Origin of the sequence: Rivibacter subsaxonicus (genome assembly GCF_004217215.1) — a bacterium.
Classification (GTDB): domain Bacteria; phylum Pseudomonadota; class Gammaproteobacteria; order Burkholderiales; family Burkholderiaceae_C; genus Rivibacter; species Rivibacter subsaxonicus.
The window spans coordinates 192,185-216,220 of sequence record NZ_SHKP01000007.1 but is presented as its reverse complement, the minus strand read 5'-3'; the positions used below and the strand labels follow the sequence as shown (position 1 = coordinate 216,220).

Genomic DNA, 24,036 nt, shown 5'->3' with positions numbered 1-24,036 from the left:
AATGCATTCAGCTTCGATTCTGCAGTCAGGCACGGCCGTTCGGGCCAGCGCCTTGTTCACGGTGATGGCTTTGCTGCTCGGCGCGCTCGCGGCCTGCGGCCAGAAGGGTCCGCTCTACCTGCCGGCGACGGCGGCTTCGGCGCCCGCCGCGGCGGCCAGCGGAGCCAGCCAATGAGCGCGGCGCCGGGCCGCCCCAAGCCGCGCTCCGCCCCCTCGGGGGGCAACGCAGCGGCGCAGCCGCAAGTGTGGGGGCAGGCATGAACTTGCCCGGTCATCCGCACGTCGGCTACCGCGGCACCGAACTCCAGGTCGAGCAACTCGGCGCGCGTGAACTGGCGCAGCGCTTCGGTACCCCGCTCTACGTGTACTCGAAGCAATCGATGCTCGATGCGCTGGCGCCGTGGCAGCGCGCACTGCGCGGCCGCGCGCACCTGCTGTGCTACGCGATGAAGGCCAACAGCAACCTCGCGGTGCTCCAGCTCTTCGCGCAGGCCGGTTGCGGCTTCGACATCGTCTCCGGCGGCGAGCTCGAGCGCGTGCTGGCCGTCGGCGCCGACCCGCGCAAGATCGTGTTCTCGGGCCTCGGCAAGACACGCACCGAGATGGCGCGCGCGCTGCAGGTTGGCGTGCGCTGCTTCAACGTCGAGAGCGAGGCCGAGCTCGAGGTGCTGAGCGAGGTCGCGCATGGCCTCGGACGACGCGCGCCGGTGAGCCTGCGCGTCAACCCGGACGTCGACGCGAAGACGCACCCCTACATCTCGACCGGGCTCAAGGACAACAAGTTCGGCATCGCCCACGAGCGAGCGCTGGCGACCTACCGCCGCGCCGCCGAGTTGCCGGGGCTCGAGGTGGTCGGCATCGACTGCCACATCGGCTCGCAGATCACCGAGATCGCGCCCTACCTCGACGCGCTTGAGCGGGTGCTCGACCTGGTCGAGGCGATTGAGGCCGCCGGGCTGCGCCTACGCCACGTCGATCTGGGCGGCGGCCTCGGCATCACCTACACCGACGAGGCGCCGCCAGCGGCCGACGTGCTGCTGGCCCAGTTGCTGGCACGCATCGACGCGCGCGGCCACGGTCACCGTGAGTTGCTGTTCGAGCCGGGTCGCTCGCTGGTCGGCAACGCCGGCGTGCTGCTCAGCGAGGTGCTGTATCTCAAGCCCGGCGTCGACGGCGGCAAGAGCTTCTGCGTGGTCGACGCCGCGATGAACGACCTGATGCGCCCGGCGATGTACCAGGCGACGATGGGCATCGTCGCCACCACGCTGCGCGACGAGCCGCCGCGGGTCTACGACGTGGTCGGGCCGGTCTGCGAGTCCGGCGACTGGCTCGGCCGCGATCGCGCACTCGCGGTGCGTCAGGGCGACGTCATCGCGGTGCTGAGCGCGGGCGCCTACGGCATGTCGATGGCCAGCAACTACAACAGCCGCGGCCGCGCCGCCGAGGTGCTGGTCGACGGCGCGCAGGCGCACCTGGTGCGCGAGCGCGAGTCGGCCGCCGGCCTGTTCGCCGGCGAGCACCTGCTCAGCTGAGTCGCCCTTCCTGCACCGCGTGGCACGCCACGCGCGTGCCCTCGCCCGCGGCCAGCAGAACCGGGCGCTCGCTCCTGCAGCGCGCGTTGGCATGCGGGCAGCGCGGATGGAAGCTGCATCCGCCCGGCGGCTGCAGCGGATTGGGCACCTCGCCCTGCGCCACGGCACGTGCGCGACCGCTCATCTCTAGATCGGGCACGGCGTCGAGCAGCATCCGCGTGTAGGGGTGGCGCGGCGCCGCGAACAGCCTTGGCTTCGGCGCCAGCTCGACGATGCGGCCCAGGTACATCACGCCGACGCTGTCGCTGACGTGGCGCACCACCGCCAGGTTGTGCGAGATGAACAGGTAGCTCAGGCCGCGCTTGCGCTGCAGCTCGCGCATCAGGTTGAGCACCTGGGCCTGGACCGAGACATCGAGCGCCGAGGTCGGCTCGTCGAGGACCAGGATCTCGGGCTCGCTGGCCAGCGCGCGCGCGATCGAGATGCGCTGGCGCTGGCCGCCCGAGAACTGGTGCGGGTACTTGTCGCCGTCGGCGGCGCGCAGCCCGACCTGCTCGAGCAGCGCCGCCACGCGCGCGTCCTGCTCGGCCGGGGCGCCCCCGATGCGATGCACGCGCAGGGGCTCGCCGACGATCTGGCGCACCGTCCAGCGCGGATTGAGGCTGGCGTAGGGATCCTGGAAGATCATCTGCAGCCGCCGCCGCAGCAGGCGCGCACGGTCGCGATCGGCCAGCGTGGCCTGCAGGTCGGCACCGGCTATCAGTACCCGCCCGGCACTCGGAGCCAGAAGGCCGACCAGCAGCCGCGCCACCGTGCTCTTGCCGCAACCCGACTCGCCGACGAGCGCCAGCGTCGTGCCGCGCTCGATCGAGAAGTCGATGCCGTCGACCGCATGGACGATCTCGCGCCCGCGGCGTTCGATCAGCCGCTCGAGCCAGGGCGCCGAGACGTCGAAGCGACGCTCGAGCTGCTCGACCTGCACCAGCGGCACCGACCCAGTGGTGGCATCTGTCGCGGTGGACTTGGCCTGCAGGTTCATGCCGTCACACGCGGCTCGGCCCGCAGCGCCGCGATCGGCGCCAGCCAGCAGGCCGCCTCGGTGGCGCCGACGCTGCGCAACAGTGGCCGCGCGTCACGCCGGCAAACATCCTGGGCATGCGGGCAGCGCGGATGAAAGGCACAGCCGGCTGGCCAGTCGCCGGGGCGCGGCATCGAGCCGGCGATCTGCGCCAGCGTGGCGTGCGCCGCGTCGAGCCGCGGGATCGAGGCCATCAGGCCGGCGGTGTAGGGATGCGCCGGATGGTGGATCACCTCGCGCACCGGACCGCTCTCGACCACATGGCCGGCGTACATCACCGCCACCCGGTCGCAGGTCTCGGCGATCACGCCCATGTCGTGCGTGATCAGCATCACCGCGACGCCGCGCTCGCGTGTGAGCCGCTTCAGCAGCTCGATGACCTGGGCCTGGATCGAGACGTCGAGCGCGGTGGTCGGCTCGTCGGCGATCAGCAGCTCGGGCTCGGCCGCGAGCGCCAGCGCGATCACCGCGCGCTGGCGCATGCCGCCCGAGAACTGGTGCGGGTACTGGTCGACGCGGCGCTCGGGCGCCGGGATGCCGGTGTCGCGCAGCAGGGCGACCGCGCGCTCGCGGGCGGCCTCGGCATCGAGATCGAGATGGGTCCGGATGGTCTCGACCAGCTGCTGGCCGATGGTGAACAGCGGGTTCAGCGCGGTCAGCGGATCCTGGAAGATCGCCCCGATGCGCTTGCCGCGGATGCGGCGCAGCGCCGGCTCGGGCAGGTGGTCGATGCGTTCGCCGTCGAGCCGGATCTCGCCGCCACTGATGCGCCCGGGCGGTTCGAGCAGGCCGATCACCGCGGCACCGGTGAGCGACTTGCCGGCGCCCGACTCGCCGACCACGCCCAGCACCTCGCCGCGCGCGATCGACAGGCTGACCCGGTCGAGTGCCAGCACGCGGCCGCGGCGAGAGCTGAACTCGACCTCGAGCCCGCGCACCTCGAGCAGGGGCGCTGTGCCCCGGAGCTCGCGAGCGTCGCTCACTTGGCCGGTGGTGGCGTGCAACCCCCGACCGGCTCCTCGTGGTCGATCTTGACGTCGAAGGAAGACTCGAGCCGGTTGCTCTTGACCGCCACCAGGTAGTAGCGGGTGCAGGGCTTCACGTCGAGATCGGCGGTCAGCTCCTCGACACGGCCCGAACCGCCCGGTGGGCCCTGCAGCACCAGCCGACGCAGGCCCGGGTCGACCAGCACCTTGCCGGCCTGCAATGGCGCGCTCTTGCCGTCGACCTTGCTGACGATCAGAGGGTAGGAGTCGAGCGTGGTGCGGTCGTAGCGGGTGCCGACCAGTTCCGAGTAGTGATAGCCGCTGGCGCAGCCGCCGAGCAGGGCAGCGCAACCGAGAGTCGCGGCGACGAGCTTCCTGATCTGCGCAAGGACGATCATGGAGATTCCTCTGAAGGAGAAGGGGATTAGACCGATCCGGATCGGTGCCTCAGGCACCGGGCCGCGGCGTGCAGCCAGGCATCGGTTCCTGGTGGTCGACGACCAGCTCGAAGTCGCTGTTCAGGCGGTTGCTGCGAACGGCGACCAGCCAGTAGCGCATGCAGACGCCGACCTGCAGCTCGGTGCTCAGCCGATCGGAGCGCCCGGCGCCGCCGGTCGGACCGACGACCGTGATCTGGCGCAGGCCAGGTTCCACCCAGACCCGGCTCCACATGGGAATGCTGCGGCCGTCGACCTGGGTGATCGTCACCGACGAGGTGTCGATGTTGGTCCGGTTGAAGCGCTCGCCCTTCAGCTCGGAGTAGTGGAAGCTGCCGGCGCAACCGGCGAGCAGCACCCCCGATACCGCGAGTGCCAGCGTCATGAGCGTTCGTTGGATGTGCATGGTGTTGCCTCCTGAGCAAGGACGAAGCATCGCCTCAACGCAGCTTCGGATTCAGCGCATCGCGCAACCAGTCGCCGAGCAGGTTCACCGACAGCGCGATCAATACGAGCATAGCGCCGGGAAAGACCGTGATCCACCACTCGCCGCTGAACAGCAGGTCGTTGCCGATGCGGATCAGCGTGCCCAGCGAGGGCGAGGTCGGCGGCACGCCGACACCGAGGAAGGACAGGGTCGCCTCCGTGATGATCGCCGTCGCGACCTGGATCGTCGCCAGCACGAGCACCGGGCTGAGCACGTTGGGCAGCACGTGGCGGCGCATGATCGCCAGCGGCGCCACGCCCATCACGCGCGCGGCGCTGACGTAGTCCTTCTGGCGCTCGACCATCGTCGAGCCGCGCACCGTGCGCGCGTAGGGCACCCAGCCGGTCAGCGCGATCGCCAGCACCAGCACCAGGAAGGCCACCGAGTCGTGCGCGTCCGGAAACAGCGCGCGGCCGACGCCGTCGATCAGCAGCGCCACCAGGATCGACGGGAACGACAGCATCACGTCGCAGACACGCATCAGGAAGGCATCGACGTGGCCGCCGACGAAGCCGGCCGCAAGGCCGAGGCTGACGCCGATGGCCATCGACAGCAGCACCGCGAGCACACCGACGATCAGCGAGATGCGGGCGCCGAAGAACAGGGCCGAGAGGATGTCGCGGCCCTGGTCATCGGTGCCGAGCGGGAAGCTGCGGCTGCCGCCCTCCATCCACATCGGCGGCAGGCGGGCGTCGGCCAGGCTCAGCGTCGCCAGGTCGAAGGGCCGGTGCGGCGTCACGAACTCGGCGAACAGCGCGCCACCGACCAGCACCAGTGCAACCAGCGCCGCGCCCATCGCCACCGGCGATTCCAGGAAGCTGTGCAACAGATCGCTGTCGCGCCAGCGGGCGAGTGTCGATCGCAGGCTCATGCAGCTCGGGCGGCCACGCCGCTCAGTGGCCCGCGGCGCTGCGGCCGACCCGCAGGCGCGGGTCGACCATGGCGTAGAGCAGGTCGACCGCGAGGTTGATCAGCACGAAGATCAGCGCGATCAGGCACAGGTAGGCGGCCATCACCGGCACGTCGGCAAAGCTGACCGCCTGGATGAACAGCAGCCCCATGCCCGGCCACTGGAACACGGACTCGGTGATGATGGCAAAGGCGATCAGCGAGCCCAGCTGCAGGCCGGTGACGGTGATCACCGGCACCAGCGTGTTCTTCAGCGCATGGCGGAAATGCACGCTGCGCTGGCTCAGGCCGCGCGCCCGCGCGAACTTGATGTAGTCGGTGCGCAGCACCTCGAGCATCTCAGCGCGCACCAGGCGCTGGATCAACGCCAGCTGGAACGCCGCCAGCGTGACCGAGGGCAGCACCAGGTGCTTCCAGCCGTCGGCCGTCAGCAGGCCGGTCGACCAGAAGCCGAGTTGCACCACCTCGCCGCGCCCATAGCTGGGCAGCCACTGCAGGTTCACCGAGAACACCAGGATCAGCAGGATGCCGATCAGGAAGGTCGGCAGCGAGACCCCGAGCAGCGAAAGCCCCATCAGCAGCTGTGCGCCGATGCCGCCGCGTCGCAGCGCCGCGAGCACGCCCATCGGAATACCGAGCAGGAGCGCGATCAGCGCCGCGATGCCGGCCAGCTCCAGCGTGGCCGGCAGGCGCTCGGCGATCAGCGTCGAGACCTTGCGCCCCTGCTTGAGGCTCAGCCCGAACTCGCCACGCAGCGCATTGCCGACGAAGCGCGCGAACTGCACAGGGAACGGTCGGTCGAGGCCGAGATCGGCACGCAGCTGCTCGCGCTGCTGCGGGGTGGCGTCCTGCCCCAACAAGTTGTTGACCGGGTCGCCGACGTACTGGAACAGCATGAAGGCGATGAACGCGACCGCGAGCATCACGGCGGCGGCCTGGGCGAGGCGGCGCAACAGGTAGGCGAGCATCGAGGGTGGCGTTCAGCGGCGGCCGATTGTGCCCGTGCGCCGGTCCTGCGGCGCACCGCTTCGTCGGCACCGGACTGCGACCGCATGACCCCGCTTCACGCCGACAGCGGCAACGGCAGTTCGCTGCCAAAGCGGCCGCGCTCGACGACGAAGAAGGCGCGCACGTTGCGCACGTTGGCGTCGCTGGCGAAGAGTCGGCGGCCGAGGGCGGCGTAGGCCTCCATGTCGGCAACGGCCACCACCAGCACGAAGTCGGGCCCCGGCGAGACGCGGTAGCACTGCTGCACAGCCGGCTCGGCCAGCGCGCGCGCCTCGAAGGCGTCGAGCCGCTCGGCCGCCTGCTGGTCGAGCGTGAGCTCGACCACCGCCTGCAAGGCCGGCACGCCCGCCGCCTTGAGCCGTCGCGGCGACAGCAGCGCCACGATCTTCTCGATGAAGCCCTCGGCCTGCAGGCGCCGCAGGCGCCGGTGTGCGGTGGCCGGCGACACCTTCAGCACCTCGGCCAGGGCCTGGTTGGAGCGGCCAGCGTCGGATTGCAGCGCGGCCAGCAGCCGCAGGTCGATCGAATCAAGCTCGGGCATGATGCAATTATCATGCACCCAGCTACCGTTCAAGCAAGAATCACCCTTTTACTATATAGATCGGTCTTTGCTTCCGAAATTCTCAATAACTTGCAAGCTCATTTCTCATCGAGCCACCTAGCATCCGGCCATCGCATCGAGCCGCCAGAACGGCCGGGCATTGGCTGAGGAGCATTTCAATCATGTGTGGCATCGTCGGCGCGGTCGGCTCGCGCAACATCGTTCCGGTCCTGGTCGAGGGCCTGCGGCGGCTCGAGTACCGCGGCTATGACTCCTGCGGCGTGGCCGTGCACCAGGGCGGCGAACTGCGCCGCAGCCGCAGCACCGAGCGCGTGGCCGAACTGGCGTCGCTGATCGAGGCCGACGGCGTGGCCGGCGTCACCGGCATCGCCCACACGCGCTGGGCCACGCACGGCGCGCCGGTGGTGAGCAACGCCCATCCGCACTTCTCGCATGGCCCGGGGGCCGATGCCGCGGCCCGGCCGGCCCGCATCGCGCTGGTCCACAACGGCATCATCGAGAACTTCGAGGCACTGCGCGAGGAGCTCAAGGCGCGCGGCTACCTGTTCACCAGCCAGACCGATACCGAGGTCATCGCGCACCTGGTCGACTCGCTCTACGACGGCGACCTGTTCGAGGCGGTCCAGCAGGCCGTGACGCGGTTGCAGGGTGCCTACGCGATCGCGGTGTTCGCGCGCGACGAGCCGCATCGCGTGGTCGGCGCCCGCGAGGGCTCGCCGCTGGTGATGGGCATCGGCACCGGCGAGCGTGCCGGCGAGATGTTCCTTGCCTCCGACGCGATGGCCCTGGCCGGCGTGACCGACCAGATCGTCTACCTCGAGGAAGGCGACGTGGTCGACCTGCAGATCGGCAAGCACTGGGTCGTCGCGCTCGACCGCGCGAGTGGGCGCTTCCGGCGCGTCGAGCGCGAGGTGCGCACCGTGCAGGCCCATACCGGCGCCGCCGAGCTCGGCCCCTACCGCCATTACATGCAGAAGGAGATCTTCGAGCAGCCGCGCGCGCTGGCCGACACGCTGCAAGGCGTGGAAGGCTTCGACGCCGATCTGTTCGGCAGCGGTGCCGCGGCCGTGCTGCGCCGGATCGACGCGGTGCTGATCCTCGCCTGCGGCACCAGCTACTACGCCGGCTGCACCGCCAAGTACTGGCTGGAGGCGATCGCCGGCATCCCGACCCAGGTCGAGGTCGCCAGCGAATACCGCTACCGCGAGAGCGTGCCCAACCCGAACAGCCTGGTCGTCACCATCACCCAGAGCGGCGAGACCGCCGACACGCTGGCGGCGCTGCGCCACGCGCGCTCGCTCGGCATGCCGCACACCCTGACCGTCTGCAACGTCGCCACCAGCGCGATGGTGCGCGAGTGCGAGCTGGCCTACATCACGCGCGCCGGCGTCGAGATCGGCGTCGCCTCGACCAAGGCCTTCACGACCCAGCTCGCCGGACTCTTCCTGCTGACGCTGACGCTGGCCAAGCTGCGCGGCCGGCTCGATGCGCAAGCCGAGGCCGACCACCTGCGCGCGTTGCGTCACCTGCCGGTGGCGCTGCAGTCCGTGCTTGCGCTGGAGCCACAGGTCATCGCCTGGGCCCAGGCCTTTGCCAGCAAGGAGAACGCGCTGTTCCTCGGCCGTGGTCTGCACTATCCGGTGGCGCTGGAGGGCGCGCTCAAGCTCAAGGAGATCAGCTACATCCATGCCGAGGCCTACCCGGCCGGCGAGCTCAAGCATGGCCCGCTGGCGCTGGTGACGAGCGCGATGCCGGTGGTGACGGTGGCGCCCAACGACGCGCTGCTCGAGAAGCTCAAGAGCAACCTGCAGGAGGTGCGGGCACGCGGCGGCGAGCTGTTCGTCTTTGCCGACGCCGACACCAGCATCGAGCCCGGCGAGGGCCTGCACGTGATCCGCATGCCCGAGCACTACGGAGAGCTGAGCCCAATCCTGCACACGCTGCCGCTGCAGCTGCTGGCCTATCACACGGCGGTGGCGCGCGGCACCGATGTCGACAAGCCGCGCAATCTGGCGAAGAGCGTGACGGTGGAGTGATCGCTGCCGGCGCTCCGGCAGAACCCAGGCCTTGCGAAGCTTCGACCTCGCCCGATCGCGACGCATCTTCAGGGAGCCTGGCGCCGTGCCCGCACTTCTCACCTTCTCCGGAGCGGTCGAACGAGACCCCGCCATTGAGCAGTGGTTCGACGCACGGCCGAACGAGCTGGGATCGATCGCGCGGACCTGGTTCGCGCTGATGCGCCACTGTGGCGCCGAGGTTCGCGAGCTGCTGCACGACGGCTACCCCACCGTGTGCGTGGGAGACGCGCCGTTCGCCTATGTCGGCGCCTTTGGGGCCCACGTCAATGTCGGCTTCTTCCACGGTGCGGCGCTGCCCGACCCGGCGGGCCTGCTGGAGGGGAGCGGCAAGCACATGCGTCATGTGAAGCTCAGACCCGGCCTGGCGCTCGACGGCTCGTCGCTCGAGGCGCTGGTCGACGCGGCGTATCGGGACATCCTGGCAAGGCTGCGGGCAGCCGAATGAGGCGTCCGGCCAAGGGGGAGCGACGGCGCGAGACACCGATGCAAACCGAAACAAAGCTTCGCCTCGTGAAGCTCGTGCACACCCTGGTGTGGGCCGTGTTCGCCGGCTGCATCCTGGCCATCCCCGTCCTCGCCGCCCAGGGTCGTCTCAGGGTCTCGGCCTGGCTGATCGGCTTCGTGCTCGTCGAGGTCCTTGTGCTGGGCCTCAACCGCATGCGCTGCCCCCTGACCGACATTGCCGCGCGCTACACCACCGATCGGCAGGAAAACTTCGACATCTACCTGCCGCTGTGGCTGGCGAAGCACAACAAGCTGATCTTCGGGATGCTGTTCGTCGCGGGCATTGCCTGCACACTGCTGGCCTGGGCGTCGGGCCGCGCCGGCGCCTGAGCATTCGCTGCAGGCGCGACGGCTCCTGCCGGGCATCACGACAAGCCGGAGAACGAACCATGGCCGCAGAACCGAAGGCGACGAGCGCCGCCCACGAAGAGGAGACGGTCGACACCGAAGCGTTCAAGGCGCCAGCGAAGGCCGCGGTGGTGCCGAAGGGCCGGCCGGCCAAGAAGGCCAAGACAGCGGGAGCCGGCGAGGCCGGGCCGGTGAAGCTCCTTGCGGGCGGCAATCCGCAGATCGCCAAGGCGGATGGCGACGCTCCGGTGCAGGCCTACATCGCGGCAATGCCGGGCTGGAAGCGCGACCTCGGCCAGCGCCTCGACGCGCTCATCGTGCGCAACGTGCCCGGCGTGCAGAAGGCCGTGAAGTGGAACTCGCCGTTCTATGGCATCGAGGGCCAGGGCTGGTTCCTCTCGTTCCATGTCTTCACCCACTACGTCAAGCTGAGCTTCTTCCGCGGCGCCTCGCTGCGGCCGCTTCCGCCCGGCGGCACGGAGCGCAGCAAGGACGCGCGCTGGATCGACATCCGCGAAGGCGACCCGCTCGACGAAGCGCAGATCACCGCCTGGGTGAAGCAGGCTGCCGCGGCGCCCGGCTGGATCCCTTAGCCGGGTCCTTCCCGGGCAGCGTCGCCGGACCGCATGGCCGGCGCACCCGGGATCACTGCACCAGCATCACCCGCATGCCCAGCGGGCGTCCGCTGTTTCGCTCCTGCAACCGGATCGTCACCTGGCGTGGCTTGAGGCCGTCGGGCAGCGACACGCTGCCGCGCACGATCTCGTGCGCGCCGATCGAGAACTCGACCGGCTTGAGCGTCGCGCCCGCGCCGCCGCCCGGGTCGGCGGACACCACGAGTTGCATCGTGCCGTCCAGCGCCTTGCCCGTGCCCTGGGCCCGCGACAGCACGACCTGGTACGCGAGCGCGCCGCCGTTGACGCTGAACTGCCCGGAGCGCACTTCCACGTTGCCGCCGCGCGGGTCGGGTGGCATCGCCGCCACGGCCGCGCCCACATCGTTGCGCAGCCGCGTGACGAGCGCGCGGCTGGACTCGAGTTCGGTGGTGGCGCGCTGGCTCTCGGCCAGCGCGGTGTCCAGGCGCTTGCTCGTCTCGTCGAGCTGGGCGCGCAGTTGGTTGCGCTGCGCGTCGGCCTGCTCGTAGGCGGCCTTGAGTCGCGTCGACTCGCCGGCCGACAGCCGCGGCGGCAGGTGGCGCTCCTGCACGTAGATGACGGCGGCCGCGCCGGCCGCGATGCCAAGCAGCAGCAGCACCAGCCAGCGCGGCAGGCGCCAGCGCGAGCGGCGGCGCCCGTAGGGTTCGAAGGGGACGGGTTTGAAGCGGTCGAACATGGCAGCTGAGAGCTGAAGGCTATCAGGCGTCGACGGGCGCAGCGCGCCGCGACGGACCCAATTGTGTGTCCGGGCGTTTGCGAGCATCCCGGCGAGATCCGACGAACTTTCACCCTTCGCGCTCGGCTATGCAAGTCAAGCAGTTCGGGCTGTCCACCGGCGCCACTCGACGGCGGGCAACGCGCTGCTCGGGATTGCTTTTGCGCGTCGGCGGGCCTAACACCTTCTGACGCGGCCATCGTCTCCCCAGCGTGCAAGAGCGCGGCCGCGCTTGCAACAACAAGCACGCCGGAGGCCGCCATGGTCACGAGCAAGTCCGCCAAGCCGCCGGGTCGTCGTACGGCGCGCGCGTCCGCCGCGCCGCCGGCACCGCGGCGCACGAAGCCGACGCCGCCTCCTCCGGCCGCCAAGGCCTCCCGCAAGACCGCGGCGGCCGGCAAGAGCGCACGCGTCGCGCCGCGCAACGCGCCGATGCCGCGGCTGGTGGCCGGCGAGAACCGGCTGCTGCGTGCGGTCGAAGGCGCCTCGCTGCAGAACTCCACGGCCCTGAACGCCATCGTCAAGCGCGTGCCGCACAAGGCGGTCGAGCTGGCGCCGACCTTCCACCAGGTCTTCCAGCGCAACCGCAGCGGTGCCTCGCGCCTGGCCCAGGCCTACGCCACCTCGATCAGCGATCCGCTGCATCACCGCGAGCTGTTCCAGCAGGCCGCGAGCATGGAGCCGGCCGAGCGCCGCACGCTGATCAACGGCTATCGCCGCGCCGGCCACGCGCGCGGCGTGGTGCACGCCATCGGCCAGCTGCCGCGCGCCCAGGGCCGCACGCTGATGCGCGAGCTGGTGCTGCGCGAGGACAAGAAGGTCGACCACGCCGGCCTGCAGGACGTGCTGCTGTGGCTGCGCGACGCCGGCGCCGAGATCGGCCGCCTGCAGGAGGGCCGTCCGCCGGCGCCGCCCGACACCGACGCCGCGGTGGTCGACTTCTTCGAGGATGTCGCCGACGACATCGTCAACGCGATCAACTCGGTCGTCGACGCGGTGGTCGATGCCGTCAAGACCCTGGGCCAGGCCCTGGCCGACATCGCGAGCTGGGTCGCCAACGACGTGGCCAACCTCGTCAAGGCGCTGATCGCCGCCGGCAAGACGGTGCTGAACCTGCTGCAGGCGGCGCTCGAGAGCGGCTACGAGCTGGTAAAGAAGATCGTCGCCGGGCTCAACGCGATCGGCACCGGCCTCTTCAACGTGCTGGATGCCGCCTTCAACCTCGCCAAGGACGCGCTGATCACGGTGCTCAAGGCGATCGACAACCTCGGCCGCCAGCTCGGCGAGCTGCTGAGCTACCTCGCCAACAAGAGCTTCGACATCATCAAGCGCGGTGCCGAGGCGCTGCTGGCGATCGGCAAGACCATCGGCAACGTGCTGGCGCAGGCGCTGGTCGCCGGCGCGCAGCTGGTGCGCGACTTCGTCAAGGCCTTCGTCGAGCTCGGCGAGACCGTCGCCAAGATCTTCACGCAGCTGATCGCGCGGCCCTGGGAGCTGTTCGACGCGGTGGTCTCGGGGCTGCTCGCGATCGGCCGCGCGGTGGCGACGCTGATCACCGAGGCCGTCAACGCCGGGCTCGACCTGGTCAAGGACATCGTGCGCGCCGCGATCAAGGCCGGCGAGGCGCTGGTCGAGCTCACCAAGATCATCGCCAACGCCGCCGCCAGCATCGTCAAGAAGGTGGTGCAGGGCCTGCTCGAGGCCGGCAAGCTCTTCGTCGACATCGTCGCGACGCTGGCCACCCACGCGGTGCAGGCCATCAAGAAGGCGGTGCAGGCCTTCTTCGAGCTTGGCCGCACGCTGCTGACGCTGCTCAAGGAAACGCTGTCGCTGGCGATGAACCTGCTCAAGGCGGTGGTCAAGGCCGCCTTCGAGCTCGGCAAGACCATCGTCGAGTTCACCAAGCAGATGGTCGAGTTCACCTACCGCACCGCGGCGCGGTTGGTCGAGGCCGCGCTGGCGGCCGGCGCCAAGGCGCTCGAGATCCTCGAGGCCGTGGCCAGCGCCAGCTACTTCGTGTTCCGCAAGATCGTCAACGCGGTGCTGCAGGCGCTTGGTCCGGTCGGCGACGTGCTCGGCTGGCTGCTCGATCGTGGCGAGGCACTCACCTCGGCCCTGTGGCGCGAGGCGGTGCTGGCGATCCGCTTCGTCAAGAAGAGCGTCTCCGAGATGCTCGACTGGGCCGCGGCCCAGACCCAGGCGGTGCTCGAGCGCATCGTCCAGCTCTGCGAGGACGTCGGCGCCGCGATCACCGAGGTGATCGACTGGGCCATCGCGCGTGGCGCCGATGCGCTCGACGTGCTCGGCGGCCTGTGGGAGCGCGTCGGCAACTCGATCCAGTACGCGCTGAACTACCTCGAGAAGGACTTCTTGCCCGGCATCGCCAAGTTCGTGAAGGGCGCGCTGGCGGCCGGCTTCGAGCTGGCCAAGCTGGTCGTCTGGACCGTTGGCAAGGCCTTCGAGGTCGCGCTCGAGGTCGTGCGTGGCGCCCTCGAGGCCGGCATCACGCTGGCCCAGCTGGTGATCGAGACCATCCAGCATCCGGACCAGGCGATGGACAACCTGGTGCGCGCCGCGCGCCAGCTCGGCCAGACGCTGAACAGCGTGGTCGACGCCTTCAAGCAGGCCGGCGAGGAGTTCGTCGACGAGTTCGTGCGAACGATGGTCGCGATCGGCGAGAACATCAAGGACATGCTGGTCGCGGTGCTCGAGGTGGCGGTCGGTCTGCTCGACACGGTGATCTTCCAGCTGATGATCTTCCTCAACGGCTTCCGCAACCTCACCGCGGCCGAGCGTGCCGATGCGGAGCTGGTGTTCGCCGACTCGGTCGATCTGGACAACGCGTGGATCGCCACCGATTCGCCGACCAACTCGATCATCTTCGGCATCCAGGACTTCTTCAACGGCAACCCGGAGTCGCGCGCCTTCGTCACCGGCAACCTGATCAACTTCGATGCCGACGAGGTGCCGATCAAGCGCTACCAGTTCATCCACGAGATGACCCATGTCTGGCAGAACCAGAACGTCGGCCCGATCTACATGGGCCACGCGGTCTTCAGCCAGATCGCGCAGGGCGACGCCGCCTACAACTACGGCTACGACAGCGCCGACACCGGTATCACGCTGTTGAATGCCAACTACAACGGTGGCTCGGAGGACGAGCCGATCGGCTTCATCACCGGCGAAGGAGGCCAGGACGAGCTCAACGCCACCAACGACTTCTTCGACTTCAACCCCGAGCAGCAGGGCCAGATCATGATGCAGTACTTCGTGCGCAAGGTGCTGCTCAACCAGAGCGGCCCGACGCTCGAGCCGTGGCAGAAGTTCGCCACCTTCGTCCAGAGCAATCCGCAAGTTGCCTGAGGCCCCCCGGCATCTGCTGTTCGCGGTGCCGCGCGAACAGCAGCCCGACTTCGGCGAGCTGCTTGCGGCCTGGCGCGAGCGTGGCATCGAGGTCGAGATCGTGGCCTGCGATGCGGGCCTGCCCGAGCCGCAGGCGTTGCTGCAGCAGGCCGATGCGCCGGTCGACGCCTTGCTGCTCGCCGGTTCGGGCCGCTACGCGCCTTCGAGTGCGCTGCCCGGGCCCTGGCTGCGCGATCGCACCGGCCGGCGGATACCGGCCGCCTGGCTGCCGCTGAGGGGCCGCGACGCCAACCGGCGCTTTGCCGCCACCGCGGCGCGCGTGCAGCGCCGCGCTGCGCAACAGGTCTCGGTGGCGCTGCTCGGCCAGTGGCATCCGCAGTACCTGCACGTGGCCGACCGCATCGAGGCGCTGCTCGCCGATCGCCTGCGCCTGCTGCGCTGGACCGGCGAGACGATCACCCGCGACGCGCTGGTGCCGGCGCTGGCGACCGGGCTCGGCCTCGGGCTCTACGTGGGCCACGGCCGACCGATGGGCTGGGTCGGCTACCACGGCGTGCGCGGGCGCCACTTCGAGCCGGAGCGGCAGCAGCCGGACGGCAGCGCGGCCGAACCGCTCGGTGCGCTGCTGTCGCTGTGCTGCCGCACCGCGAGCCGGCGCCGGGTCGGGCTGTCCTATGCCGAGCAGGTGCCGCTGCTCGGCATCGCCGCCGCGAGCCTGGGCGCGATCGGCGACACGCTGCACACCGACAACACGCGCTGGGCGGTCGGCCTGTGCGACGCGCTGCTCGCCGGCGCGCGCAGCATCGGTGAACTGGTCGCGCGCGGCGCACCGGCCTCGCCCGCGGCCTGTGCGTCCTACCGGCTGATCGGCGACCCGATGGCACCGCTGGCCGCCGAGAGCGCGGCGCTGGCACGGGCCGGCGCGGTGCCGACCTTTGGCTGAACGGGGGCCACGGTGGAAGCCGACGAGCAGATCATCGAGTTCCTGCGCGAGGAGTTGCGCTCGATCAAGCCGGCGCTGCCGCGCGACTGGCCGCTGGCGGCGCATTTCAAGCAGGACCTCAACCTCGACTCGCTCGACCTGGTCGAACTGGTCGCCCGCATCGAGCAGCGCTACGAGCTGATGATTCCCGACGCCGACCTGCCCGGCTTCACCAGCCTCGAGGCGCTGCACGCCTACATCGTCGAACGGGTGTCGGCATGAGTCTGGCCCCGCGCGTCGTCATCACCGGCGTCGGGCTCGTCTCGCCGCTGGGCCACGACCCGGCGTCGCTGTGGCAGCAACTGCTCGCCGGCGCAAGCGCGGCGCGCGACTGGCCCGAGCTCGCCGCCGAGGGCCACCGCTGCGCGCAGGCCTGCCGCATCGCGGACTTCGAGGCCGAGCCGCTGCGCCGCGGGCGCGCGCTTGCCATCGCCGCCGCCGAGCAGGCGGTAAGCAGCGCTGCGATCACGCTGCCTGCCGGCACCGGCGTCTACATCGGCAGCACGCTCGGCGAGAGCGCGGCCTTCGAGCAAGCCGCCGAGGGCAAGCCGATCGAGCTGTCGCAATACCTGATTCCCTCCTTCACCGAGGGCGTGCGCGCGCGCTTCGGCCTGGCCGGCCCGCGCGCCTCGCTCGCCACCGCCTGCGCCGCCGGCAACTACGCGGTCGGCGCCGCGCTCGAGACGCTGCGACACGGCCGCTGCGAGGTGGCGTTGGCCGGCGGCGTCGAGCCCTTCTCGCGGCTGTCGATGGTCGGCTTCAGCCGCGCCCGTGCGATGGCCAGCAACGGCTGCCGGCCCTTCGACGCGGCGCGCAGCGGCATGCTGCTCGGCGAGGGCGCGGCGCTCTTCGTGCTGGAGCGCGCCGACGCCGCGCTCGCTCGCGGTGCGCAGCCGCTGGCCGAGGTGGTGGCGCTCGGCTTGGGCTGCGACGCCCATCATCCGACCGCGCCGCTGGCCGACGGCTCCGGCATGCGCGCGGCGATGGCGACCGCGCTGGCAGTGGCGGGCATCACGCCGCACGAGATCGATTGGGTCAACGCCCACGGCAGCGGCACGCGCGCCTCCGACGCGGCCGAGGCGCGCGCCCTGCTCGGCCTGTTCGGCGATGCCGGCGCGGCGTTGCCACCGGTCAGCGGCAGCAAGGGCGCGCTCGGCCACGCGCTGGGCGCGGCCTCGGCGCTCGAGCTGGCGATCTGCGTCGAGGGCCTGCGCGCGCAGACGGTGCCGCCGACCGCGGGGCACGAGGTGCCCGACGCCGAGGCCGGCATCGCCTGCACCAAAGCGCCGCTGCCACGCCGCCTGCGCTGGGTCATGAACAACGCCTTCGCCTTCGGCGGTCTCAACTCGGCGCTGCTGCTGCGCGCCTGGGAGGACTGAGTGAGCTTCGCCGCCGGATTGCAGGCGCATGCCACGTCGCACTTCGACGCGCCGCTCGAGCGCGAGGCCATCGAGGCCATCGCGCCGGCGCTCGCGCCGCTGTTCGAGCGCGAAGGCGCACCCGCGCACCGCAGCGGCCTGTACCTCGCCACCTCGGACGCCGGCGCCGCCACCTCGCTGCGCTTCTGGTCCGAGGCCCGGCGCACCGGGCTCGCGCTGGCCAACCCCGAGCTGTTCCCCTGGTGCCTGGCCAACGCGCCCTGCGGCGCGCTGGCACGGCGCTTCGGCGTCACCGGACCCAACCTCAGCGTGCTCGGGCAGGCCGACGCGCTGCTGGCGGCGTTCGACGCCGCGCTGGACGCGCTGGCGAGCGAACGCATCGACATCGCGATCGTGGTGGCGCTGGTGATGGCGGCCGATCCGCAGGACGGCGAGCCGCCCGGCTACTGCGTCGGCGCGCGCCTCGAGCGAGCACCGGCCGCGGTCATGCTGAGCTTCGCGAGCGTGGCATCGATCCCCGTCGCCACCACCCTGCGCCGCGCTGCGCAGGCGCTGGCGGAGGCCGCCGCCGGCGGGCCGGCGGCGCTGATCGTCGATGGCGGCCGCGCGCTGCGCGTCGGGCCGGCGCTGGCATAGGCAGCCTGGCGCCGAGCTTCGGGCGCGGTAGCGTAGGCAGCGGGATCTAGGATTGCGCGCGGGTTCGACCTCACACCCTGCAACCCGGCGGCGCGAGAGGAGATGGCGTGATCGAAGCCTTCCCGGATCGGCGTGATCGTCTGTTCGGACGTGAGCGCGACATTCGCTTTCTGCAGGAGCGGGCCCGCGCCCCCGGCCTCAGCTTCGTCGTCGCACGGCCAATGATGGGCAAGACCTGGGTGCTGCAGGAGGTGGCTCGGCGACTGGTCGAGGAAGGCGACTTCCTGGTCGGCTACCACGAGTCCAAGGGTGCCGAGAGCAGTCACCTGCTGTACACGGTCGCCGACCTCTACACGCGCTGGCTCGCCGACAGCGGCCTGCGCGAGCAGGCGCTCAGCCTGTGGCAACGCCACCGCAGTGGGCTGGTGCCCAAGGTCGGGCAGATGGTCGGCCTGCTGTTCGAGAAGCTGGCCGGTCCGCAACTGCCCGCAGGCATCGGCGCCGTGGTGCGCAGCGCCTTCGACGGCCTGGCCGAGGCGCAAAAAGACTTGCTGTCGGGCGGCCTGCAACTCGCGCCGCTGGCCTACGACCAGGCGCAGTCGCTGACCGAACTGGTCGCCCGTGTGAGTGACCGGCGGGTCGTGCTGATCCTCGACGCCTGGGAGAAGTCGCCATCGGTCCGTCACGAAGTGGGCACGTTGGAAGCCTTTCTCAAGCACCTGGACGACTGGCCCGACGTGCACCTGCTGCTGGCGGTGAGGGATCCCGAACTGGAGGCCGCCAAGCCGAGCGACGAAGCGCTGCAACAGGCGAAGAGCCTCGATCGGCTCAGTCCGGCGGCACAGATCTACCGCATGCAAGCGATGGACCTGGACGAACCGGCCGAGCAGACGCGGCTGCTCGAACACCTGCGCTCGGCGCTGCCGGCGACGCGCGAGCAGAGCGCCGAGACCCTGCTTGGCTGGCTCGACGGCTACCCGGGCGTGCTGAACTTCTGGACCACCGAAGCCCAACGGCTCGCGATTACCGGCGCCGATCAGCTGCGCAACCAGGCCGAAGATGCGCACGAACTGCGCTACTCGGAGCTGGCTCCGCTGCTGGCAGCGCTCGATGATGCGCCCCTGGCGACGGCGGCGCGGCTGGCCTTCCTGCCGCGCTTGGACGCCGAGCTGTGGGAGGCCCTGCGCGAGCCCTCGCTCGCCGGCGCGCTGGACCAGACCGCGATCGACCTGCTGACGGACCGACGGCTCCTGATCGACGAGCGACATCCGAGCTTTGGGCACGACACACGGCACGCGGCGGTCCGGCGCTGGTTCATCGAGTCGCGCTTGCCGCTGATGCGGCGCCACGCCGAGCGGCTGATTGAATCGATCGCCTGCAGCATCACCGGCTTCGATTCGCGCAGTCGCCCGTACTGCGAGGCGCTGGTCGGATGCGCGGCGATCGCGGAGGCCATCGGCACCGATCGAACGGTACGCTGCGCGATCGATGCTGCGCACTCGGGATTCAGGGTCCATGAGCCCTCCTTGGATCCAGCCTTCGATCAGAGCTTTCCGAAGCTGCTGGCGCGGAGTCCTCGAGCCGCACCGCTGATTGCGAATGCTCTGAACAACCGCGGCGCGGTCAAGCACGAGCGAGGCGACGTCGCCGGGGCGCTGGCCGACTACGGCGCGGTGATCGATCTGGCCGGCACCCCGATCGCGCTGTTGGCCAAGGCGCTCTACAACCGTGGCGTCGCCAGGAACGAGCGCGGCGACATCGAGGCGGCGATGGCAGACCACGGCGAGTTGATCGGGCTGGTCGGGGCGCCCGTGGACTTGGTTGCGAGAGCGCTCGTCTTTCGCGGCGTCGCGCACGGCAAGCGCAACGAGCTTGTCGCGGCGATGGCCGACTTCGAGGCGGCGATCGGTCTGGCCGGCGCAGAAGCCGACGTGGTGGCCGCGGCGCGCTACCACCTCGGCTTCGCCAAGGACAAGCGCGGCGATATCGGCGGGGCGATCGCCGAGTTCGACGCGGTGATCGCGCTGGTCGGGGCGCCGGTGGATCTGCTGGCTCGGGCGCTCATCGACAGGGGCAACGCGAGGTACAGCCGCGAAGACCTCGACGGCGCCATGGCCGACTTCGATGCCATCGTCGCGCTGGCCGGAGCATCGCCGAGCCAGGTGGCCCTGGCACTGAACAACCGTGCCATCGCCAAGTTTCAGCATGGCGACGATGACGGCGGGCTGGCTGACTGCGAGGCGGTGATCTTGCTGGCGGAGGCCCCACCCGACGAGGTCGCCAAGGCGCTCTACAACTGTGGCTGGGAGAAGGGCCGGCGCCGCGACTTTGCGGGAGCGATGTCCGCCTTCGACGCGCTGATCGGCTTGGACGGGGCCCCGCCGAGCCTGCTGGTCAAGGCGCACTACAACCGTGGCGCCACCAGGCAGACGGTCGGCGACCCGGCCGGCGCGGCGGCGGATTTCGCTGCCATCCTGGCCCTCCCCGGCTCGGCGGCCGATGTGGTGGAACTCGCCCGCCAGGCGCTCGCCGAGTTGCAGGCGCACCCGCGGGACGCGGCTTAGCGCAGGCTGCGGCCGCGTCCCATCTTGCGTTGGGTCGCCGCGGCGACCGCACTGCGGCTCGCGCCTCTGCCTCGGGGGTACGTCGCTGCTTGCCGGAGCGCTCGTCGCACCGACAATGCCGCCGATCCCGCCCTGCCCCTGGCATCGATCGCCGGCCCGACCTCACTCATGCGAACCTTCTTTCTCAGTGTGCAGTCCCTGGTGCTTGCCCTGCTCGCCGCCTGGGGCGCAGCGGCACTCTGGTTTCAGGCCCCCGGTGGGCCGGCCCTGCGCGGTGCGATGGCCGCACTGTGGGCATTGCTGGCACTGGCGCTGATCGTCCGATCCTGGCGCCATCGTGGCCTGCAACCGCTGTTGGTGTTTGCGCTGCTGTTCGGGCTGCTGCTGCTCTGGTGGACCAGCATCGAGCCGAAGCAGGACCGGCACTGGGCCTCCGACGTGCGACGCACGCTGAGCGGTCGCGTCGAGGGCAGCATGGTGCACCTCAAGGACGTGCGCAATTTCGACTGGCGCAGCCGCGACGACTACGGCGCGCGCTGGGAAGACCGCAGCTACGACCTCGACGGGCTGCGCTCGGTCGACATGGCGCTGTCGTACTGGGGCATCCCGGCCATCGCCCACGTGATGATGAGCTTCGGCTTCGACAACGGCCGGTACCTGAGCTTCTCGGTCGAGATCCGGCGCGAGCATGGCGAGAGCTTCTCGACGGTCGGCGGCTTCTTCAAGCAGTTCGAGCTGAGCCTGGTCGCGGCCGAGGAGCGCGACGTGCTGGGCGTGCGCAGCAACATCCGCGGCGAAGACGTGTTCCTCTACCGGCTGCAGATGCCCAGGGAGTCGATGCGCTCGCTGTTCATCGAATACGTCGACAAGGCCAACGGCCTGGCGCGCGAGCCGCGCTGGTACAACACCGTGACCGCCAACTGCTCGACGCTGGTGTTCGAGATGGTGCGCCGGCTCACGCCCGGCCTGCCGCTGGACATCCGCCTGCTGCTGGCCGGCCTGCTGCCTGAGTATGTCTATGGCCTGGACGCCCTCGAGCCCGGCTACACGCTCGAGCAGTTGCGCGGCGGCGGCCGCATCACGCTGCGCGCGCAGCAAGCCGCCGCCGAAGCGGACTTCTCGGCCGCGATCCGGCGCGGCGTGCCGGGCGCCGTGCCCTGAGGCCGTCGACGGGCTTGTGCCGGGCCGGAGCGAGGCGCTTAATCGACGCGTGCTCGGGATGTTCGCGAGCGCAGCCAGGAGGCGATCGACATGCGAGTGCAACTCAACAGCAGCAACGGCCTGAACGTGCCGGCCGAGGTCAGGAGCAGCGTCGACGCGATGCTGCGCGAACGGCTGTCCCGCTTTGGCGAAAGCTTCACCCGCATCGAGGTGCACTTCCACCCCGGTGATCCGGCCGACCACACCGGCCGCGACGTGCGCTGCGGGCTCGAGGCGCGCGCCGCCGGCAAGCGCCCGCTCAAGGTTCACCACGCGGCACCCGGTATGGAGGCCGCTGCCAGCCGCGCCGCCGACAAGCTGGTGACGCTCGTCAGCCGCCGCGTTGCGCGCAAGTACACGACCAGCAGCAAGGGCCACGTGCGCCAGGCCGGCGGCGCCGAGCCGGCGGCAAGCGCGCGCTGAGCGCCGCTCAGGCCGCGATCAGGCCGCGCTTCTTCAGCATCGGCTCCACCACCGCGTCGCGCCCGCGGAAGGCGCGATAGGTGGCGCGCGGCTCGACCGTGTTGCCGGCGCTGTACACATGCTTGAGCAGGCGCGCCGCGGTGGCGCCGTCGAAAGCGTCGCCGGCCTCGCGGAAGGCCTCGGCCGCGTCGGCATCGAGCACCTCGGCCCAGATGTAGACGTAGTAGCCGGCGGCGTAGCTGTCGCCGGCAAAAAGGTGGCGGAACTGCGGCGGGCGGTGCATCAGGCCGCATCCGGCGGGCACGCCGATCCGCTCGCGGGTGGCGGCCTCGAAGGCGCCGAGGTCGAAGCCCTGCAGCTGCGCCTGCTCGTGCAGCGCCATGTCGACCAGCGCCGCGGCGATGTACTGCACGCTGTCGAGCGTGCTGCGGCTGCCGGCGCCGCTGGCGCGCAGCGCCTCGATCTGCGCAGGCGTCAGCGCCGCGCCGGTCTGCGCGTGCAACGCGTGCCTGGCGAGGATCTCGGGCTCGAAGGCCCAGTGCTCGAAGAGCTGCGAGGGCAGCTCGACGAAGTCCTGCAGCACCTGGGTGCCGGCCAGGCGCCGGTAGTGCACGTTCGACAGCAGCCCGTGCAGGCCATGGCCGAACTCGTGGAACAGCGTGCGCACGTCGTCGGTCGACAGCAGCGTCGGCTCGCCTGCCGGCGCCTTGGCGAAGTTGTTGTTGTTGACGACGATCGGAATCTGCGCGCCGCCATTGCGCTGCTGGCTGCGGTAGACGCTCATCCAGGCACCGCCGCGCTTGCCGGGGCGCGCGAAGTTGTCGCCGAGGAAGATGCCGAGCAGCGCGCCGCCGTTCCGCTCGTCGTAGACCTCCCACAGCCGCACGTCGGGGTGGTAGAGCGCGCAATCGCGCTTCTCTGCAAAGCGCAGGCCGAACAGCCGGCCGGCGCAGTCGAACATCGCGCCGATCATCGCCTCGAGTGCAAAGTGATCCTTGAGCTCGGCATCGCCCGCCGCGCGCGCGCGGCGCTGGCGTTGCTGCTCCTCGAGGAAGCGCCAGTCCCAGGGCTGCACCGAAGCGTCGCTCGAGGCGATGCCCAGCTCGGCACCGAGTGCCGCCAGCTCGCGCTGCTCGACCGCGGCCTTGGCGCGTGCCGGCTGCCAGGCGCGCTGCAGCAGCTCGTTGACCGCGGCCGGCGTGCCGGCCATGCGGTCGCGCAGCGCGTAGTCGGCGAAATTCTCGAAGCCGTGCAGGCCGGCCAGTTCGATGCGCAGCTGCAGGATCTCCGCCGCCAGCGGCCGGTTGTCACGGCCGGCGCCGCCTTCGAATGCACCCTCGCCGCGCGCCACCCAGGCGCGCCAGACGCGCTCGCGCAGTTCGCGCCGCGTCGAGTGGGTCAGGAAGGGCAGCGCCAGCGAGCGGCTCAGCGCCACCACCGGCACGCTCGAGCCGCGCTGGGCACCGGCCTCGCGCGCCGCGGCCACGAGCGTGGCGGGCAGACCGTCAAGATCGGCCTCGGCCGCCAGCGGCAGCGCCCACTCGCTCTCGTCGGCGAGCAGGTTCTGGTTGAAGCGGGTGTAGAGATCGGCCAGGCGCTGGGCGATGGCAGCGGCGCGCTCGCGCGCGGCCGGCGCCAGCGCGGCGCCGGCGAGCACGAAATCGAGATGGACGCGCTCGAGCAGGCGCAATTGCTCGGGCTGCAGGCCGAGCGCGGCACGCTCGCGATGCAGCGCGTCGATGCGCGCAAACAGCTCGGCGTGCTGCAGCACCCAGCTCTCGTGCGCGGCGCGCGGGCCGGCCAGCGCCAGTTCGGCGGCCTGCAACGCGGGCGTGCTGTGCGATGCAGTGAGGTTGTGGAACACCAGCTCGACGCGCTGCAGTGCGGCGCCGGCACGGTCGAAGGCGGCCAGCGTGTTCTCGAAGCTGGGCGGCGCCGACTGCGCGGCGATCGCATCGAGCTCGGCGCGGTGCGCGGCCCAGGTCGCCGCGAAGGCCGGCTCGAAGTGCGAGGCCTCGATGCGGTCGAAGGGCGGCAGGCCGTGCGGCGTGGTCCAGGAGCTCAGCAGCGGATTGGTCGTGGTGTTCATCGCGAGGGAGATCGGCTCGCCGCCATGGTCGCGCCTGCTCGTGGCAAGGGCGCGGTGGCGACTGGTAACGGGTCACACATTCTAGGAACCGCCATGCCCG

23 protein-coding genes are annotated in these 24,036 nt (G+C 70.7%); 14 read left to right on the top strand and 9 right to left on the bottom strand.

Going from position 1 to position 24,036, the window contains the following annotated elements; translation table 11 throughout:
* Position 1: 1 nt before the first annotated feature.
* Together lptM and lysA are read left to right on the top strand one after the other, a co-directional pair.
* Positions 2-175, top strand: a complete 174-nt coding sequence (lptM, locus tag EV670_RS18875) for an LPS translocon maturation chaperone LptM (protein WP_130433244.1) — start codon at positions 2-4, stop codon at positions 173-175.
* An 82-nt stretch (positions 176-257) separates the two neighbouring features.
* Complete coding sequence (gene lysA, locus EV670_RS14265) at positions 258-1,532, top strand: diaminopimelate decarboxylase (protein ID WP_130433242.1); 1,275 nt, start codon at positions 258-260, stop codon at positions 1,530-1,532.
* Here the strand turns inward: lysA and EV670_RS14260 are convergent.
* The 7 genes from EV670_RS14260 to EV670_RS14230 form a co-directional block, all read right to left on the bottom strand.
* Positions 1,525-2,571, bottom strand: a complete 1,047-nt coding sequence (locus EV670_RS14260; RefSeq protein WP_130433240.1) for an ABC transporter ATP-binding protein — start codon at positions 2,569-2,571, stop codon at positions 1,525-1,527. The genes lysA and EV670_RS14260 overlap by 8 nt on opposite strands.
* The gene (locus EV670_RS14255; RefSeq protein WP_207225079.1) at positions 2,568-3,593 is read right to left on the bottom strand and encodes an ABC transporter ATP-binding protein; all 1,026 of its coding nucleotides are present in this window, start codon (positions 3,591-3,593) and stop codon (positions 2,568-2,570) included. The genes EV670_RS14260 and EV670_RS14255 overlap by 4 nt, the downstream gene beginning before the upstream one ends.
* A complete protein-coding gene (locus tag EV670_RS14250) occupies positions 3,590-3,994 on the bottom strand; it encodes a hypothetical protein (RefSeq protein WP_130433238.1) in 405 nt (134 codons plus the stop codon). Before EV670_RS14250 ends, EV670_RS14255 begins: the two co-directional genes overlap by 4 nt.
* Positions 3,995-4,043: 49 nt before the next feature.
* Complete coding sequence (locus EV670_RS14245; protein ID WP_130433236.1) at positions 4,044-4,439, bottom strand: hypothetical protein; 396 nt, start codon at positions 4,437-4,439, stop codon at positions 4,044-4,046.
* Positions 4,440-4,473: 34 nt separating this feature from the next.
* Positions 4,474-5,385 carry an ABC transporter permease gene (locus EV670_RS14240; RefSeq protein ID WP_130433805.1) on the bottom strand — a complete coding sequence of 304 codons (912 nt, stop codon included), beginning with the start codon at positions 5,383-5,385 and terminating at the stop codon, positions 4,474-4,476.
* Positions 5,386-5,413: 28 nt separating this feature from the next.
* Positions 5,414-6,397, bottom strand: coding sequence for an ABC transporter permease (locus EV670_RS14235; RefSeq protein ID WP_130433234.1), 984 nt, complete (start codon positions 6,395-6,397; stop codon positions 5,414-5,416).
* 95 nt (positions 6,398-6,492) lie between these two features.
* Entirely contained in the window at positions 6,493-6,978 is a 486-nt protein-coding gene (locus EV670_RS14230; protein WP_130433232.1) for an Lrp/AsnC family transcriptional regulator, read from the bottom strand.
* A 182-nt stretch (positions 6,979-7,160) separates the two neighbouring features.
* Between EV670_RS14230 and glmS the strand changes: the two genes are divergently transcribed.
* From glmS to EV670_RS14210, 4 genes are all read left to right on the top strand, one after another.
* Positions 7,161-9,035 (top strand): glutamine--fructose-6-phosphate transaminase (isomerizing), encoded by a 1,875-nt coding sequence (gene glmS, locus EV670_RS14225; RefSeq protein WP_130433230.1) that lies wholly within the window; start codon positions 7,161-7,163, stop codon positions 9,033-9,035.
* Between the two features lie 85 nt (positions 9,036-9,120).
* Positions 9,121-9,522 (top strand): DUF1801 domain-containing protein, encoded by a 402-nt coding sequence (locus EV670_RS14220; protein ID WP_130433228.1) that lies wholly within the window; start codon positions 9,121-9,123, stop codon positions 9,520-9,522.
* 38 nt (positions 9,523-9,560) lie between these two features.
* Entirely contained in the window at positions 9,561-9,911 is a 351-nt protein-coding gene (locus EV670_RS14215) for a hypothetical protein (RefSeq protein ID WP_130433226.1), read from the top strand.
* Positions 9,912-9,970: 59 nt separating this feature from the next.
* Positions 9,971-10,522: a DUF1801 domain-containing protein gene (locus tag EV670_RS14210; RefSeq protein WP_130433224.1), complete on the top strand. Its 552-nt coding sequence runs from the start codon at positions 9,971-9,973 to the stop codon at positions 10,520-10,522.
* Between the two features lie 52 nt (positions 10,523-10,574).
* On the opposite strand, the gene EV670_RS14205 is transcribed toward EV670_RS14210, so the two are convergent.
* Entirely contained in the window at positions 10,575-11,261 is a 687-nt protein-coding gene (locus tag EV670_RS14205) for a hypothetical protein (RefSeq protein WP_130433222.1), read from the bottom strand.
* A 300-nt stretch (positions 11,262-11,561) separates the two neighbouring features.
* Between EV670_RS14205 and EV670_RS18700 the strand changes: the two genes are divergently transcribed.
* The 8 genes from EV670_RS18700 to EV670_RS14170 all read left to right on the top strand — a co-directional run bounded on the left by EV670_RS18700 (position 11,562) and on the right by EV670_RS14170 (position 21,847).
* Positions 11,562-14,663 carry a phage tail family protein gene (locus EV670_RS18700; RefSeq protein WP_165393327.1) on the top strand — a complete coding sequence of 1,034 codons (3,102 nt, stop codon included), beginning with the start codon at positions 11,562-11,564 and terminating at the stop codon, positions 14,661-14,663.
* Positions 14,656-15,606, top strand: coding sequence for a hypothetical protein (locus EV670_RS14200; protein WP_130433220.1), 951 nt, complete (start codon positions 14,656-14,658; stop codon positions 15,604-15,606). The genes EV670_RS18700 and EV670_RS14200 overlap by 8 nt, the downstream gene beginning before the upstream one ends.
* 12 nt (positions 15,607-15,618) lie before the next feature.
* Positions 15,619-15,867: an acyl carrier protein gene (locus EV670_RS14195; RefSeq protein ID WP_130433218.1), complete on the top strand. Its 249-nt coding sequence runs from the start codon at positions 15,619-15,621 to the stop codon at positions 15,865-15,867.
* A complete protein-coding gene (locus EV670_RS14190) occupies positions 15,864-17,024 on the top strand; it encodes a beta-ketoacyl-[acyl-carrier-protein] synthase family protein (protein ID WP_130433216.1) in 1,161 nt (386 codons plus the stop codon). Before EV670_RS14195 ends, EV670_RS14190 begins: the two co-directional genes overlap by 4 nt.
* Positions 17,025-17,660 carry a beta-ketoacyl synthase N-terminal-like domain-containing protein gene (locus tag EV670_RS14185; RefSeq protein ID WP_130433214.1) on the top strand — a complete coding sequence of 212 codons (636 nt, stop codon included), beginning with the start codon at positions 17,025-17,027 and terminating at the stop codon, positions 17,658-17,660.
* A gap of 443 nt (positions 17,661-18,103) precedes the next feature.
* On the top strand, positions 18,104-20,224 hold the full coding sequence (locus tag EV670_RS14180) for a tetratricopeptide repeat protein (RefSeq protein WP_130433212.1): 2,121 nt from the start codon (positions 18,104-18,106) through the stop codon (positions 20,222-20,224).
* Between the two features lie 168 nt (positions 20,225-20,392).
* Complete coding sequence (locus EV670_RS14175; protein ID WP_130433209.1) at positions 20,393-21,385, top strand: Lnb N-terminal periplasmic domain-containing protein; 993 nt, start codon at positions 20,393-20,395, stop codon at positions 21,383-21,385.
* A 90-nt stretch (positions 21,386-21,475) separates the two neighbouring features.
* Positions 21,476-21,847 (top strand): HPF/RaiA family ribosome-associated protein, encoded by a 372-nt coding sequence (locus EV670_RS14170; RefSeq protein ID WP_130433207.1) that lies wholly within the window; start codon positions 21,476-21,478, stop codon positions 21,845-21,847.
* 7 nt (positions 21,848-21,854) lie between these two features.
* Here the strand turns inward: EV670_RS14170 and EV670_RS14165 are convergent, their stop codons facing one another.
* Positions 21,855-23,936 (bottom strand): M3 family metallopeptidase, encoded by a 2,082-nt coding sequence (locus EV670_RS14165; protein WP_130433205.1) that lies wholly within the window; start codon positions 23,934-23,936, stop codon positions 21,855-21,857.
* Positions 23,937-24,036 lie beyond the last annotated feature (100 nt).

Coding starts and splice junctions, on each gene's coding strand:
- lptM (WP_130433244.1), top strand. CDS start 2: ATGCATTCAGCTTCGATTCTGCAGTCAGGCACGGCCGTTCGGGCCAGC.
- lysA (WP_130433242.1), top strand. CDS start 258: ATGAACTTGCCCGGTCATCCGCACGTCGGCTACCGCGGCACCGAACTC.
- EV670_RS14260 (WP_130433240.1), bottom strand. CDS start 2,571: ATGAACCTGCAGGCCAAGTCCACCGCGACAGATGCCACCACTGGGTCG.
- EV670_RS14250 (WP_130433238.1), bottom strand. CDS start 3,994: ATGATCGTCCTTGCGCAGATCAGGAAGCTCGTCGCCGCGACTCTCGGT.
- EV670_RS14245 (WP_130433236.1), bottom strand. CDS start 4,439: ATGCACATCCAACGAACGCTCATGACGCTGGCACTCGCGGTATCGGGG.
- EV670_RS14235 (WP_130433234.1), bottom strand. CDS start 6,397: ATGCTCGCCTACCTGTTGCGCCGCCTCGCCCAGGCCGCCGCCGTGATG.
- EV670_RS14230 (WP_130433232.1), bottom strand. CDS start 6,978: ATGCCCGAGCTTGATTCGATCGACCTGCGGCTGCTGGCCGCGCTGCAA.
- glmS (WP_130433230.1), top strand. CDS start 7,161: ATGTGTGGCATCGTCGGCGCGGTCGGCTCGCGCAACATCGTTCCGGTC.
- EV670_RS14215 (WP_130433226.1), top strand. CDS start 9,561: ATGCAAACCGAAACAAAGCTTCGCCTCGTGAAGCTCGTGCACACCCTG.
- EV670_RS14210 (WP_130433224.1), top strand. CDS start 9,971: ATGGCCGCAGAACCGAAGGCGACGAGCGCCGCCCACGAAGAGGAGACG.
- EV670_RS14205 (WP_130433222.1), bottom strand. CDS start 11,261: ATGTTCGACCGCTTCAAACCCGTCCCCTTCGAACCCTACGGGCGCCGC.
- EV670_RS18700 (WP_165393327.1), top strand. CDS start 11,562: ATGGTCACGAGCAAGTCCGCCAAGCCGCCGGGTCGTCGTACGGCGCGC.
- EV670_RS14190 (WP_130433216.1), top strand. CDS start 15,864: ATGAGTCTGGCCCCGCGCGTCGTCATCACCGGCGTCGGGCTCGTCTCG.
- EV670_RS14180 (WP_130433212.1), top strand. CDS start 18,104: ATGGTCGGCCTGCTGTTCGAGAAGCTGGCCGGTCCGCAACTGCCCGCA.
- EV670_RS14175 (WP_130433209.1), top strand. CDS start 20,393: ATGCGAACCTTCTTTCTCAGTGTGCAGTCCCTGGTGCTTGCCCTGCTC.
- EV670_RS14170 (WP_130433207.1), top strand. CDS start 21,476: ATGCGAGTGCAACTCAACAGCAGCAACGGCCTGAACGTGCCGGCCGAG.
- EV670_RS14165 (WP_130433205.1), bottom strand. CDS start 23,936: ATGAACACCACGACCAATCCGCTGCTGAGCTCCTGGACCACGCCGCAC.